The organism is Gracilibacillus sp. HCP3S3_G5_2 (assembly GCF_052063305.1).
In the GTDB taxonomy this organism is placed as follows: domain Bacteria; phylum Bacillota; class Bacilli; order Bacillales; family Amphibacillaceae; genus Gracilibacillus.
Map to the genome: position 1 here is coordinate 40,074 of NZ_JBQHXU010000019.1, position 14,150 is coordinate 54,223.

Here is a 14,150-nt window from a genome sequence, read left to right on the forward strand (position 1 = left end):
ATTATTGGCGAACCTTACTATTAATTAGTGACCAATAATAGGAGGGAAAACGATATGAAAACAGGGACACTTAAACAAATTCTTTTAATTACAGATGGTTGTTCGAACCAGGGAGAAGATCCAGCACTAGTAGCTAGTTTAGTAGCAGAACAAGGAATTACTGTTAATGTTATTGGGATTTTAGAGGATGATCATTCAGAACAGCCTGAAGGATTGGATGAAGTCGAAGATATTGCTAGCAATGGTCAGGGGGTTAGTCAGATTGTCTATCAGGATGCCTTAGCACAAACTGTCCAAACTGTTACCAAACAAGCGATGACGGAAACATTACAAGGTGTAGTGAATAATGAGTTAAAGCAAATACTAGGTAGTGAAAAAACAATGGAAGAGTTACCTCCAGACCAGCGAGGAGAAGTAATGGAAGTAGTAGATGAATTAGGAGAAACATGTGATTTAGAGGTGTTAGTACTAGTAGATACAAGTGCCAGCATGACAAATAAATTGCCAACTGTACAAGAAGCGCTAATCGATTTATCTATTAGTATGAATGCGAGAATTGGTAGAAGTCGCTTCGCTGTTTATCAATTCCCTGGACGGAAAAAGCCTGTGCAACAATTGGTAGATTGGACTTCAAAACTAGATTCCATCACTGCTATATTTGCAAAAATTTCAAGTGGAGGTATTACACCAACTGGTCCAGCCTTAAAAGAAGCAATGTATCAATTTGGTAAGAAGTCGTTAAGAAGGAGATTTATGCGCGATGATTACACAGACATCGAAGAAGCCTGATATACATTTAAAGAAAGGACAAATAGTGAAAGGTAAGTGGCACCGACATCACTACCATGTTGTAAGAAGACTAGGTAGTGGTGCGATTGGCACCGTTTACCTTTGTGTACACGAAAACAAACAGGTTGCATTAAAAATCAGTAAACAAAGTGCCTCTATTAGTTCTGAAGTAAATGTATTAAAATCCTTCCAAGCGGTTCAAGGTTACCACCTTGGACCTTCTTTAATAGATGTTGATGATTACCAGGCACAGAATGGCAATAATTATTCCTTTTATGTGATGGAGTATATTTCTGGAGAGTCCTTGCATGATTATATTAGAAGAAATGGCCATGAAGTGTTATTATCGCTGTTAATTAAATTTACTAATGATCTACATGTATTACATCAACAGGGATATGTATTTGGTGACTTAAAGATAGAAAACCTAATTGTTTCTCGAAGACCTGTTCAATTAAGATGGGTGGATGTCGGTGGAACAACCTTACAAGGCAGGTCGATCAAGGAGTACACGGAGTTCTATGATCGAGCTTACTGGCAATGTGGCTCACGCAAAGCGGATCCAGGTTACGATCTTTTTGCATTAGCTATGGTGATTTTACGTGTTTATTATCCAAATGGTTTTACCAAAGGAAACAATCCTAAAAAAACACTTCAACAGAAAATTAATCAAGCAGTAACGATGGAGCCATTAAGAAAATTGTTATGGATGCTCATTAATAATTCGATTAACGAGGCAGAGCAGGTTAAAGATTATTTGCTAAGTTATTTTATGGATCAGAAAGCAAGAAGAGACAGGCGAAATAGTAATCATCAAGCAAGAAACTCACAAGAAGGGGTTTATCCTTTCTTGGAAATCGGCAGTATATTAACTATTGGAGGTGCTTGCTATCTTTATGTTACATTATTTATGTGATAATAGGATTTTATTACTCATATTATGTTAAAATAATGTAAACGAAATTGGATGGGGTGGTGGTGTTTGAATAAGTCAACCCTTTACGATAAATTAATGCCATTTATGAAGAGACATCAATTAATACATAGTGATGCTACGGTCTTGGTAGGCGTTTCGGGTGGAGCAGATTCCTTATTATTATTACATTTCTTAGCAAGTGTACGAGACGAGTTACGCTTAAAAATTATGGCCGTTTCTATCGACCATGGTCTACGAGGGGAAGAATCTGCAAAAGATGTGCAATACGTAAAAAGTATTTGTAAGAAACTAGGAACTCCTTGTATTGCGAGACAGATCGATGTTAAGAAGCGAAAGGAAATACATAAGGAAGGAACACAACTTGCAGCACGTGCCATGCGCTATCAAGTATTTGAAGAGATCATGGAAGAAACAAGAGCTGATTTCTTAGCCTTGGCACATCATGGTGATGACCAGGTCGAGACAGTACTGATGCGGTTGGTACGTCAGTCGAATCCAGCATCTTTAACTGGAATCCCGGTAAAAAGAAGATTGGCAACGGGGTATATCATTCGGCCATTGCTATGTTTATCCAAGGATGAGATTTACCAGTATTGCCGAGAACATCACATTGTTCCCAGGGAAGATCCTTCGAACAAATCTACCGTCTATACACGTAATTTCTTCCGTCTACAAGTCTTACCATTGCTAAAGCAACAAGATCCGCAAGTACATCATCATGTACAGGAAATGACAGAGCGTTTGGCGGAAGACAAGCAATATATCCAAGAACAATCAGAAAAAATGGTACAAGAAGTAGTAACATATGAAGGAAATGTGGCGTTTTTCCATATTGAAACTTTTCGCTCTTATCCGATAGCTTTACAAAGACGAGCCTTTCATCTAATATTAAACTATCTTTATCAAAACGTACCGACAGATATAACAACTCAGCATGAAAAGGACTTTTTTTTGTTATTAACGCAAGGTAAAAGTAATGTTACATTAGATTTTCCTAAAGCACTGAAAGTAACAAAAAATTATCAGGAACTGCGTTTCCACTTTCTCTCCCAGGTCAATAAGGAATGGAAAGATCATCAAGTTATCAAGATTCCAAGTGAAATCACCTTACCGAATGGTGCCACTCTAAAAGCAGAATATACCTCAGGTCACATCTGTGAAAGTAGTCAGACTTTACATATCCCGATTGAATGTGAATCATTATTACCACTGAGTGTGAGAGTGAGAGCGCCTGGGGACCGGATGATGGTGAGAGGGTTAAATGGTCGCAAGAAAGTAAAAGATATTTTTATTGATGAGAAGGTTCCTGCTTATCAACGAGACAATTGGCCACTCATATTTGGTGCAGATGGATCTTTACTTTGGATTACTGGCTTAAAAAAAGCCGAAATAGCAAGTAAAAGTTCTGTTAATAAATATATTATCTTAACATATACAGATTCAAGTCATTAGGAGGCAGCAAGATGCATAATGAGATTAAGGAAATATTAATTTCGGAGGAGCAAATACAAGCAAAATGTCAAGAGCTTGGTGAACTGTTAACGAAAGAATACGACGGAAAATTTCCGTTGGCAATCGGTGTGTTAAAAGGAGCATTACCTTTCATGTCGGATTTATTACGCTCAATTAATACACATTTGGAAATGGATTTTATGGATGTCTCCAGTTATGGGAATGAAATGCGATCCTCTGGTGAAGTTAAAATAGTAAAGGATTTAGATACTAAAGTAGAAGGACGCGATATTTTAATTATTGAAGATATTATTGATAGTGGTCTTACATTAAGTTATCTAGTTGATTTGTTTAAATATCGTAAGGCAAAATCGATAAAAATTGTTACTTTATTAGATAAACCAGAAGGTAGAACGGTCGATATTAAGGCTGATATGGTGGGCTTTGAAGTGCCGAATGAGTTTGTAGTAGGCTATGGATTAGATTATCAGGAGAAATATCGTAACCTTCCATATATCGGTATTTTAATGCCGGAAATATATGGTGGAGAAGAATAATTCAAATGAAGCAGGTGTCAGTTGTAATTAGTTGTCATAAAGTCTTGCAATATGATACTATTTACTATAGTTTTCTCGTTTCGGGAGGAGGTAGGCAATGAATCGGATTATACGTAATGTGATCCTCTATTTCGTAATCTTTTTGGTTGTGATCGGGATCATATCAGTATTCAGCAGCCAAAACAACCAGGCTGAAGAATTAAAAGTAAATGAATTTATGCAAGCATTGGAAAATAACCAAATCACACAAATGGAAATGCGCCCTTCCAATGGTGTCATACGTGTGGTAGGGGAATTAGAGCAAGATGATAAACCCTTTATTACTAATATCCTAGATAGTCCAGGTATCATCGAACAAGTTGAAGAAACTGCCAAAGACCAAGGAATATTAAGTGTGGAAGAAGAAGAACAACCAAGTGGATGGGTAACGTTCTTAACGACTATGATTCCATTTGTTATTATATTTATCTTATTTTTCTTCTTGCTTAACCAGGCTCAGGGTGGCGGTAGCCGTGTGATGAACTTTGGTAAGAGTAAGGCGAAAATGTACAATGAAGAAAAGAAAAAAGTTCGTTTCAGAGATGTTGCTGGTGCGGATGAAGAAAAGCAAGAATTAGTAGAAGTGGTGGATTTCTTAAAAGATCCGCGTAAATTCTCTGCTATTGGTGCCAAAATTCCAAAAGGGGTTTTATTAGTAGGACCTCCAGGTACAGGTAAAACATTATTAGCAAGAGCAGTTGCAGGTGAAGCAGGCGTTCCGTTCTTCTCTATTAGTGGTTCGGATTTCGTGGAAATGTTTGTAGGTGTCGGTGCATCACGTGTTCGTGATTTGTTTGAAAATGCGAAGAAAAATGCCCCGTGTATTATCTTTATCGACGAGATTGATGCAGTTGGACGTCAGCGTGGAGCTGGTGTAGGTGGGGGTCATGATGAACGTGAACAAACCTTGAACCAATTACTTGTTGAAATGGATGGTTTTGGGGAGAATGAAGGAATTATCATTATCGCCGCAACCAACAGACCAGATATTTTAGATCCAGCCTTATTACGTCCGGGACGCTTTGACCGTCAAATTACAGTAGACCGCCCAGATTTAAAGGGTCGTGAGGATGTATTAGGTGTTCATGCCCGTAATAAACCATTAGCAGATGACGTAGATTTAAAAACTATCGCTATGCGAACTCCAGGTTTCTCGGGAGCTGATTTGGAAAACTTATTGAATGAGGCAGCGCTTGTTGCAGCAAGACATGATAAGGAAAAAATCGATATGGAATCTGTCGATGAAGCAATTGATCGTGTCATTGCCGGTCCTGCGAAGAAAAGTAGGGTTATCTCTGAAAAAGAAAGAAATATTGTCGCATATCATGAAAGTGGACATACGATTATCGGTATGGTACTCGATGATGCGGATATGGTGCATAAGGTTACGATTGTACCTCGTGGTCAAGCTGGTGGATATGCCGTAATGCTTCCGCGTGAAGATCGCTACTTTATGACAAAGCCAGAGTTATTTGATAAAATTACCGGTCTGTTAGGTGGCCGTGTAGCAGAGGAAATTATTTTTGGTGAAGTAAGTACTGGTGCTCATAATGACTTCCAGCGTGCAACTGGAATTGCACGGAAGATGGTTATGGAATATGGTATGAGTGATAAGATTGGTCCGTTACAATTCGGTAGCAGTCAAGGTCAAGTATTCCTAGGTCGTGATATGCAAAGTGAACAGAACTATAGTGATGCAATTGCATACGAAATTGATCAGGAAATTCAACACTTTATCCAATCATGCTATGAGCGTGCAAAGCAAATTCTTACTGAGAATCGTGACAAGTTAGAACTTGTTGCAAAGACATTGTTAGAGGTAGAAACGTTAGATGCTGGTCAGATAAAATCATTGTTTGAAGAGGGTAAACTACCAGATCCCGTTGTTTCTGAACAAGATGGAAAAGAAAAAACATCAGCTACAGAAACAAGTGATGCAAATGAAACAAACGAGGAAAATGACAAGTCATCTGATTTTAAAGTGAATATACAACCGAAGTCTGAGGAAAGTTATTTTGATCAAGATTCGAAAAGCTATTTTGACGAAGACAAATCAACGGAAGATTCCAATGACAAGGATAAACAATAACATGGAGAAGCAGTTCCTATATTTAAAAGGAACTGCTTTTTTACGCTCCAAGAGAAAAAGAGGCACAAAAAATGTAAACTGTGTATAGCTTCTTTTAAAAAATCAGAAAACTTAGCAAAGTGAAGTATCTTGTCATAGCGTATGTAAGTACTCGAATTAGCTACCATGTCAAGGTTTTTTTGTGTTCTTACGTGCGATATAATTGGCTTTTAACCATAAAACTTGCGACGGATTGGTTACAAGCTATACAATATGAGAATAAGTAAACAATTATATATAAGTTATTGTGGAGGATATTATGATATTTGTATTAGATGTTGGTAATACAAACACTGTATTAGGAGTATTTAATGAGGGACAATTAACATACCAATGGCGAATGCAAACAGATAAAAACAAAACGGAAGATGAGTATGCCATGTTTATTCAATCCCTTTTGGCCCATGAAGGTCTCACTTTTTCTGACATTGATGGTATTGTTATCTCATCAGTCGTTCCACCGATTTTGTTTGCCCTCCAACGTATGGCAGATAAATATTTCCATTGTAATCCAATGATAATTGGTGATGAAAAGGTGAATCCATACTTGAAAATGAAGTATCCTAACCCTAAGGAGTTAGGTGCCGATCGTGTCGTTAATGCAGTAGGTGTTATAAAAGAATATGGTACACCGAGTATTATTATCGATTTCGGTACTGCAACAACTTATTGCTACCTTAATGAAGAGGATGAATATGTTAGTGGGGTAATCACTCCGGGCATTAATATTTCCTTAGACGCCTTATATCAAAATGCAGCCAAACTGCCAAAAATTGAGTTGAAGAAACCAAAAAAAGTATTGGGGCATTCAACTGTAGAAGCAATGCAATCTGGTGTTTATTTCGGATATGTTGGTCAAGTAGATGCTGTTGTTAATCGGATAAAAGAAGAGGTTGGAGGATCGCCACAAGTGATTGCCACTGGTGGTTTAGCAACATTAATTGCGAAAGATTCGTCTGTCATTGATATAGTTGATCCCTATCTAACCTTAAAAGGATTATATGAAGTGTATCAAAAGAATGAGAAAGATTTTGCAAAATAGAAAGGACGTTTTTACAATATGAAAGATTATTTATTAAAAGCAACTGCCTATAACGGAGAAGTAAGAGCATACGCCATCCGTTCTACAGATACAGTGGAAGAAGCACGCAGACGTCAAGATACGTGGGCAACAGCTTCTGCGGCACTTGGAAGAACCATTTCGATATCGACCATGTTAGGTGCGATGTTGAAAGGCGAAGATAAGTTGACTGTGAAAGTGGAAGGTAATGGGCCAATGGGGGCAATTATAGCTGATGCAAATGCCAAAGGAGAAGTGCGTGGTTATGTAGTGAATCCTCACGTTGACTTTGAATCCAATGCTCAAGGGAAGCTAGATGTCAGAAGAGCTGTTGGAACGGAGGGAACTCTAAGCATTGTGAAAGATTTAGGATTAAAAAACCATTTTACTGGACAAGTTCCGATTGTATCAGGGGAAATAAGTGAGGACTTTACGTATTATTTAGCTAATTCCGAACAAGTTCCGTCTGCAGTAGGAGCAGGTGTTTTAGTAAACCCAGATCACAGCATTTTAGCGGCAGGTGGATTTATTGTTCAAATGATGCCTGGAGCATCAGAAGAAACAATAGCAAAAATTGAAGAAAACATTGCCACTATTGCTCCAATATCACAGTTAATTCAAGATGGAAAACAACCGGAGGAAATATTAGAGTTGTTACTAGGTAAAGACCATGTGAAAATTCATGAACGCTTACCGGTGCAATTTACTTGCCCTTGTTCAAAGGAAAGGCTGGAAGCAGCAATCCAAAGTTTAGGAAATGAAGAGATTGATGCGATGATAAGAGAGGATCATGGTGCAACAGCATCTTGCCATTTTTGTAATGAAACATACAAGTTCACCATTGATGAGCTACGAGCATTAAAGACAGTACAATAGGGGGAGTAATAGTTGAGGGTATCGCGTTTGGTTTTATGGTCTATTATATTACTATTGCTCATTACCAATATGACAACTATTTTTATCCTTTCGGGAGAGGGCCTTTCAGACGAAAATGTAGTATTAGAAGAGATATCGGTTGATCGGAAAAAACCATTAGCACAAGTCGGCGATGAAAAAATTATGTATCAAGATTGGATGAGCGAATTAGTTGATCAATATGGCGAGTCGGTATTACACGATTTAATTGATAAAGAAGTAGTTTTTCAATTGGCAGAGGATGAAAATATAGAAATACATCCTAAAATAATCGATCGTGAATTAGCTAGAATGATGGTGATGCAAGGGTTACTGTCAGAAGAAGAAAAAGAGAAAAAGACTGAAAAATGGGCAGAACAGATTGAATACCGTTATTATTTACAACATCTTTTAAGCAAAAATATCAGTGTCTCTGAAGCTGAAATAGAAGAATATTATCAATTTTATAAAAACCAATACCGCTTTAATGATATGGTCCAGCTTTCCCATATACTCGTTTCTACTTTACAAGAAGCAGAGTATGCGATGGCTAGATTAGATGAGGGAGAGCCTTTTAGTGAGGTTGCATCAGACCTTTCCATTGACGAAGAAAGTGCAACGAATGGAGGGTATCTAGGATATTATTCTGAAACGAGCAGTTTTATACCAAGTGAATACTATGACACGGCTATTTCATTACAGGCTGGAACATATAGTGACCCGTTATTAGTAGATAATGGATATGCTATTATCTTTCATCATCAGCATCTTCCTGCTATAGATTTAAGTTTTGAAGAAGCGTATGAAGAGGTGAGGCAGGATATAGCGTTAGATCAATTAGAATCTGAAGTAAATGCTTCTGGTCTATGGGATCAATTAGAGGTGGATGTAATATATAAGAATGATGCTAATTAACCAGACACTTCCAATTTATGGGTTGACATTGAATACCGTTTCATGTAAATTGTAGATAAAACCAATAATTTTACTTGGATTTGAGGAGGAACTGGAATGAAGGTGGCTCAAAATGTTGCAGAATTGATTGGAAACACGCCGATTGTGAGGTTAAATCGTACTGCAGATCCTGAAGGTGCTGAGATTTATTTAAAGTTGGAATTTATGAATCCTGGTAGTTCTGTAAAGGACCGAATTGCGCTTGCGATGATTGAAGCGGCAGAAGAAGAAGGCCTGTTGAAAGATGGCGATACTATTATTGAACCAACAAGTGGCAATACAGGTATTGGTCTAGCATTAGTTGCAGCTATTAAAGGATATAAAGCAGTTTTAGTAATGCCGGATACAATGAGTATGGAAAGACGTAATCTTTTACGAGCTTATGGTGCAGAGTTAGTGTTAACACCAGGTGCAGAGGGTATGAAAGGGGCAATTGCGAAAGCAACAGAATTACAAAAAGAACATGGCTACTTCATGCCTCAGCAGTTTAATAACGCGGCGAACCCTGCTGTTCATGCTCGTACGACTGGTAAAGAAATCGTTGAGCAAATGGGTGACCAGCTGGATGCCTTTGTTTCAGGTATCGGAACTGGTGGAACCATAACTGGAGCAGGCAAAGTCTTAAAGAAGCAGTACAAAGACATTAAGATTTATGCGGTAGAACCAGCTGATTCAGCTATTTTATCTGGAGGCAAACCAGGTCCTCACAAAATTCAAGGAATAGGTGCGGGATTTGTACCAGAAGTTCTGGATACGGATGTTTACGATGAAGTAATTACAGTAACGAATGACCAAGCTTATGATACAGCTAGGGAAGCAGCTCGTAAAGATGGTGTTCTTGGTGGTGTTTCATCAGGTGCAGCTATTTTTGCCGCTAAACAAGTAGCGAAAAAACTGGGTAAGGGCAAAAAAGTTCTTGCAGTACTTCCAAGTAATGGGGAACGTTATCTATCAACACCACTTTATCAATTCGATGAAGAATAAAAACAAATGATTTAATAAAGACAGAACCCGTTTCAGTTTTAGTGAAACGGGTTCTTTTTTTACGTAAATGTGTAACAGCTTTTGTAAAACCCTGCTTGATCATAGTCTCGTTTTATCTACAGGATAAAAACAGTGCTAGTAGTAGAAAATATTTTTCAACAGCTCTAAACTTTCCTTGCCTTTTTATGTTATAATATTTTGTTATGAATAGATTATAGATTACTTTTTCTTAAGGACGGGGTATCATGCAAGAATGGTTACGAACTAAAATAAAGGATTATCATTATCAGGAAAAAACATTAGTCATGGGTATCTTAAATATTACACCAGATTCGTTTTCAGACGGGGGAAAATATCATAATATCGAGTCAGCCATCCGTCAAGCAAAAAAAATGGAAGCAGAAGGTGCAGATATTATCGATATTGGTGGTGAATCAACTAGACCCGGACACACCCCAGTATCAGAATCGGAGGAAATAGAAAGAGTTATTCCGGTTATTAAAGCATTGGTTGATGAAATAAATATACCCATTTCTATTGATACATGGAAAGCAAAGGTGGCAAAGCAAGCAATAGAAGCTGGAGCATCGATTATCAATGATGTCTGGGGGGCAAAGAAGGAACCGGATATTGCAAAGGTAGCAGCGGAATGGGATGTTCCGATTATATTGATGCACAATCGAGAAACTCCCAAGTACGAGTCATTAATGGAAGACGTGTTAAGTGATTTGCAGGAGAGTATCCAGATTGCGTTAGATGCAGGAGTAAAAAAAGAACAGATTATTCTCGATCCAGGTATTGGATTTGCTAAGACTTACGAAGAGAACATTCAAGTAATGCAGGAAATGGATCGATTGAGAGAATTAGATTATCCGGTTTTGTTGGGAACCTCTCGTAAGTCTATCATTGCGCAAACTTTACTTTTACCAGTGGATAAACGTGATGAAGGAACAGGGGCAACTGTTTGCTTCGGTATCATGAAAGGCTGTGAAATTGTCCGAGTCCATAACGTTGAGATGCATGTAAGAATGGTCAAAATGATGGACAAGCTAATCGGTAAGGGTGGTGTACAGAATGGATAAAATCTATCTTAATCAAATGGCTTTTTACGGGTTTCATGGTGTATTCCCAGAAGAAAAAAAGTTAGGACAACGATTTTTGGTAGATGTAATTTTAGAAGTGGATCTGAAGCGTGCAGGGAAAACGGATGATTTAAACCAATCTGTTGATTATGGGCTTGTTTATCAATTGACAAAACAAATTGTTGAAGGGCGTTCTAAAAATTTAATCGAAGCAGTGGCTGAAGAGATTGCCGAAACACTATTGGCCCAGTTTGATCCATTAAAAGCATGTACTATTAAAGTAATCAAGCCTGATCCACCTATTCCAGGACATTATCAGTCGGTTGCTGTGGAAGTACATAGGATGAAGTCTATATGAAAAAAGTATATATAGCTCTTGGATCTAACATAGAACCAAGATTAACCTATTTAAACAAAGCTATCGAACAATTGGCAAAACATGATAAAATAGAAATAAAAGATCAATCTTCTGTTTATGAAACAGATCCGGTCGGTTTGGTCGAACAAGAGCAATTTCTCAATATGGTAATCGAAATGGAGACAGATTTAGATCCAATTTCCCTGTTAGATCTTTGTCAACGTATTGAGCTTAATCTCGGTAGGAAACGGGAAATAAAATGGGGTCCAAGAACAATTGATCTTGACATTTTAGTATATAGTAAAGAAAATATGGTAACAGAACGATTAATTTTACCACACCCAAGATTACATGAACGAGCATTTGTTTTAATTCCATTAGCAGAAATAAATTCACTGATATATATCGAACAGTTAGATCAGAATATAACAGAACTATTAGCTAGAATACCTGCACAAGACAAAGAAGGGGTAGTCAAATGGCAGCAAACAGATGGGGTAAACGAATCAAAGCATTTAGGAAGTTAAAGGGATATACCCAAATAGAATTTGCAGATGAACTTGGAATATCTGTTTCGCAATTAGGAGAGATTGAAAGAGGTAAGCGAAACCCTACGATGGATAATTTGGAGGAAATTGCAACTAAGCTCGGTATTACGTTAGAAGAATTACAGCCTAAAGTAAAAGAAAGTGAGAAGAATGGATATGTCGAAAACACATGACATTGACATTCCAAACCATTGTCTAAGCACTAGCCAGAACGACATTTATTTATACTGGCGACTTAAAGGCGCAAGCACGCAGTATGGTATTTAAAAGAACTTGTAAAGTACTTAATCAGGTTAATAAAACGGAATCCAAAGAAGAACGACAAGAATTATTATGGATTATGGAGAACAATAGAGCGAAAGCACCGGTTTCCTAAGTGTCTATACATTGACACAATCAAGTTCCTTTTCTATACTAATCATGAATGAGATACTGCCAGTTTGATGCTGGCAGTTTTTTGATATATGTCATATATAATTAATTATTGAGGTGAACAGGATGAGCGAAGAACTGAATGAACATATGCGTGTACGTATGGAGAAAATGAACAGCTACCGCGAACAGGGGATTGATCCGTTTGGTGATAAATTTGTTCGTACCCATTTGGCAGAGGAACTAAAAGAGCAATACGACAAATTCTCTAAAGAGGAATTAGAGGAAAAAGCCATTGAAACAACCGTGGCTGGACGAATTATGACTAAACGTGGTAAAGGAAAAGCTGGCTTTTCTCATATACAAGATTTAAGTGGGCAAGTTCAATTGTATGTGCGTAAGGATAAGATAGGGGAAGAAGCATACGAGATTTTCAAGTCAGCAGACTTAGGAGATATTGTAGGTGTTTCAGGAACTGTTTTTAAAACAAATGTAGGGGAGCTTTCTGTTAAAGCAAGTGAATTCACATTGCTAACGAAATCGCTTCGCCCTTTGCCAGAAAAGTTTCACGGCTTAAAAGATGTAGAGCAGCGTTATCGACAACGTTATTTAGATTTAATTACGAATATGGAAAGCAAAAACACATTTGTTCTTCGCAGTAAGATCATTCAATCAATGCGTCGTTATTTGGATGAAAGAGGCTTTTTAGAAGTAGAAACACCAATGATGCATGGTATTGCAGGCGGTGCTTCCGCACGTCCGTTTGTAACGCACCATAATGCATTGGATATCCCTTTATATATGCGGATTGCAATTGAATTACACTTAAAGAGATTGATTATTGGTGGTATGGAAAAGGTTTATGAAATTGGTCGTGTATTCCGTAATGAAGGTGTATCTACTCGTCACAATCCGGAATTTACCATGATTGAATTATATGAAGCATATGCAGACTATAACGATATTATGGAACTTGTTGAAAATATGGTCTCTCATATTGCTAAAGAAGTAACGGGATCTACAACAGTTGCTTATGGTGACGATGAGGTTGATTTAGCGCCAAAATGGACAAGACTTCATATGGTAGATGCAATTAAAGAACATACTGGTGTTGACTTTTGGAAAGAGATGTCAGATGACGAGGCGAAAGCTTTAGCGAAAGAACACGGTGTAGAAATCCAAGATACAATGACTTATGGACATATTGTTAATGAATTTTTCGAACAGAAAGTGGAAGATAAATTAATTCAGCCGACATTTATATATGGTCATCCTGTAGAAATATCTCCTTTGGCTAAGAAGAATAAAGAGGATGAACGTTTCACAGATCGCTTTGAGCTCTTTATTGTGGGACGCGAGCATGCAAATGCATTCTCTGAATTAAATGATCCAATCGATCAAAGAGAGCGATTTGAAGCGCAGGTTAAAGAAAAAGAACAGGGTAATGATGAAGCGCACGAAATGGATGAGGATTTCCTTGAAGCATTAGAGTATGGTATGCCTCCAACTGGTGGTTTAGGAATAGGTATTGATCGACTCGTTATGTTATTAACCAATTCTCCATCTATTCGAGACGTTTTACTTTTCCCTCAAATGCGCAATAAATAGTTATAGGATAGGACCTTGGCGAGCTAATTGGTCGAGGTTCTTTTTTATAGAATATTGTAAGAAAAAAAGCTTCAATTAACTTGTTTAAAAAAACAAAAAAAGTTGTTGACTTTAAATAACGATCCGTGTTATATTTTTAAACGTCGCTGAAAACGACATAACAAAAAAGTCTCTAACATCTATTAAATAACAACATTAAAAAAGCAAAGAAAGTTGTTGACATTATGTTGATGAGATGATAAGATATAAAAGCTGTCGCAAAAAAAGACAGCAACGATTGATCTTTGAAAACTGAACAAAACAACCAGTATGATTTTAAACATGAAACAAGCTAGCTTATAGAAGCGAGCAAGGTCAGATGTTACCGATTAAGAACGCGACGTCCTGT

General features: G+C 37.5%; 14 protein-coding genes. All 14 read left to right on the forward strand.

The annotated features are described in order from the left end of the window. Nucleotides 1–54: 54 nt before the first annotated feature. Nucleotides 55–789, forward strand: a complete 735-nt coding sequence (locus ACTNEP_RS19530) for a VWA domain-containing protein (protein WP_441163635.1) — start codon at nucleotides 55–57, stop codon at nucleotides 787–789. Further along, entirely contained in the window at nucleotides 761–1,705 is a 945-nt protein-coding gene (locus ACTNEP_RS19535) for a serine/threonine protein kinase (protein WP_441163636.1), read from the forward strand. The genes ACTNEP_RS19530 and ACTNEP_RS19535 overlap by 29 nt, the downstream gene beginning before the upstream one ends. A gap of 66 nt (nucleotides 1,706–1,771) precedes the next feature. Further along, entirely contained in the window at nucleotides 1,772–3,178 is a 1,407-nt protein-coding gene (gene tilS, locus ACTNEP_RS19540) for a tRNA lysidine(34) synthetase TilS (protein WP_441163637.1), read from the forward strand. A gap of 11 nt (nucleotides 3,179–3,189) precedes the next feature. Then, nucleotides 3,190–3,735, forward strand: a complete 546-nt coding sequence (gene hpt, locus ACTNEP_RS19545) for a hypoxanthine phosphoribosyltransferase (RefSeq protein WP_441163638.1) — start codon at nucleotides 3,190–3,192, stop codon at nucleotides 3,733–3,735. A gap of 97 nt (nucleotides 3,736–3,832) precedes the next feature. After that, a complete protein-coding gene (gene ftsH / locus ACTNEP_RS19550; RefSeq protein ID WP_441163639.1) occupies nucleotides 3,833–5,863 on the forward strand; it encodes an ATP-dependent zinc metalloprotease FtsH in 2,031 nt (676 codons plus the stop codon). Between the two features lie 298 nt (nucleotides 5,864–6,161). Next, nucleotides 6,162–6,944: a type III pantothenate kinase gene (locus ACTNEP_RS19555; RefSeq protein ID WP_441163640.1), complete on the forward strand. Its 783-nt coding sequence runs from the start codon at nucleotides 6,162–6,164 to the stop codon at nucleotides 6,942–6,944. Nucleotides 6,945–6,962: 18 nt separating this feature from the next. After that, on the forward strand, nucleotides 6,963–7,838 hold the full coding sequence (hslO, locus tag ACTNEP_RS19560) for an Hsp33 family molecular chaperone HslO (RefSeq protein ID WP_441163641.1): 876 nt from the start codon (nucleotides 6,963–6,965) through the stop codon (nucleotides 7,836–7,838). Between the two features lie 12 nt (nucleotides 7,839–7,850). Further along, nucleotides 7,851–8,771 (forward strand): peptidyl-prolyl cis-trans isomerase, encoded by a 921-nt coding sequence (locus ACTNEP_RS19565; RefSeq protein WP_441163642.1) that lies wholly within the window; start codon nucleotides 7,851–7,853, stop codon nucleotides 8,769–8,771. 96 nt (nucleotides 8,772–8,867) lie between these two features. Beyond that, entirely contained in the window at nucleotides 8,868–9,794 is a 927-nt protein-coding gene (gene cysK, locus ACTNEP_RS19570; protein WP_441163643.1) for a cysteine synthase A, read from the forward strand. Nucleotides 9,795–10,039: 245 nt separating this feature from the next. Then, nucleotides 10,040–10,876 (forward strand): dihydropteroate synthase, encoded by an 837-nt coding sequence (gene folP / locus ACTNEP_RS19575; RefSeq protein WP_441163644.1) that lies wholly within the window; start codon nucleotides 10,040–10,042, stop codon nucleotides 10,874–10,876. Continuing rightward, the gene (gene folB / locus ACTNEP_RS19580) at nucleotides 10,869–11,234 is read left to right on the forward strand and encodes a dihydroneopterin aldolase (RefSeq protein WP_441163645.1); all 366 of its coding nucleotides are present in this window, start codon (nucleotides 10,869–10,871) and stop codon (nucleotides 11,232–11,234) included. The genes folP and folB overlap by 8 nt, the downstream gene beginning before the upstream one ends. Beyond that, the gene (gene folK / locus ACTNEP_RS19585; RefSeq protein ID WP_441163646.1) at nucleotides 11,231–11,761 is read left to right on the forward strand and encodes a 2-amino-4-hydroxy-6-hydroxymethyldihydropteridine diphosphokinase; all 531 of its coding nucleotides are present in this window, start codon (nucleotides 11,231–11,233) and stop codon (nucleotides 11,759–11,761) included. The genes folB and folK overlap by 4 nt, the downstream gene beginning before the upstream one ends. Further along, nucleotides 11,713–11,955: a helix-turn-helix domain-containing protein gene (locus ACTNEP_RS19590; RefSeq protein WP_441163647.1), complete on the forward strand. Its 243-nt coding sequence runs from the start codon at nucleotides 11,713–11,715 to the stop codon at nucleotides 11,953–11,955. Before folK ends, ACTNEP_RS19590 begins: the two co-directional genes overlap by 49 nt. A gap of 325 nt (nucleotides 11,956–12,280) precedes the next feature. Beyond that, on the forward strand, nucleotides 12,281–13,762 hold the full coding sequence (lysS, locus tag ACTNEP_RS19595; protein ID WP_441163648.1) for a lysine--tRNA ligase: 1,482 nt from the start codon (nucleotides 12,281–12,283) through the stop codon (nucleotides 13,760–13,762). Nucleotides 13,763–14,150: the final 388 nt, after the last annotated feature.

Excerpts from the sequence above, each read along its gene's own strand:
- ACTNEP_RS19530 (WP_441163635.1), top strand. The coding sequence starts at position 55 with ATGAAAACAGGGACACTTAAACAAATTCTTTTAATTACAGATGGTTGT.
- ACTNEP_RS19535 (WP_441163636.1), top strand. The coding sequence starts at position 761 with ATGATTACACAGACATCGAAGAAGCCTGATATACATTTAAAGAAAGGA.
- hpt (WP_441163638.1), top strand. The coding sequence starts at position 3,190 with ATGCATAATGAGATTAAGGAAATATTAATTTCGGAGGAGCAAATACAA.
- ftsH (WP_441163639.1), top strand. The coding sequence starts at position 3,833 with ATGAATCGGATTATACGTAATGTGATCCTCTATTTCGTAATCTTTTTG.
- ACTNEP_RS19555 (WP_441163640.1), top strand. The coding sequence starts at position 6,162 with ATGATATTTGTATTAGATGTTGGTAATACAAACACTGTATTAGGAGTA.
- hslO (WP_441163641.1), top strand. The coding sequence starts at position 6,963 with ATGAAAGATTATTTATTAAAAGCAACTGCCTATAACGGAGAAGTAAGA.
- cysK (WP_441163643.1), top strand. The coding sequence starts at position 8,868 with ATGAAGGTGGCTCAAAATGTTGCAGAATTGATTGGAAACACGCCGATT.
- folP (WP_441163644.1), top strand. The coding sequence starts at position 10,040 with ATGCAAGAATGGTTACGAACTAAAATAAAGGATTATCATTATCAGGAA.
- folB (WP_441163645.1), top strand. The coding sequence starts at position 10,869 with ATGGATAAAATCTATCTTAATCAAATGGCTTTTTACGGGTTTCATGGT.
- folK (WP_441163646.1), top strand. The coding sequence starts at position 11,231 with ATGAAAAAAGTATATATAGCTCTTGGATCTAACATAGAACCAAGATTA.
- ACTNEP_RS19590 (WP_441163647.1), top strand. The coding sequence starts at position 11,713 with ATGGCAGCAAACAGATGGGGTAAACGAATCAAAGCATTTAGGAAGTTA.
- lysS (WP_441163648.1), top strand. The coding sequence starts at position 12,281 with ATGAGCGAAGAACTGAATGAACATATGCGTGTACGTATGGAGAAAATG.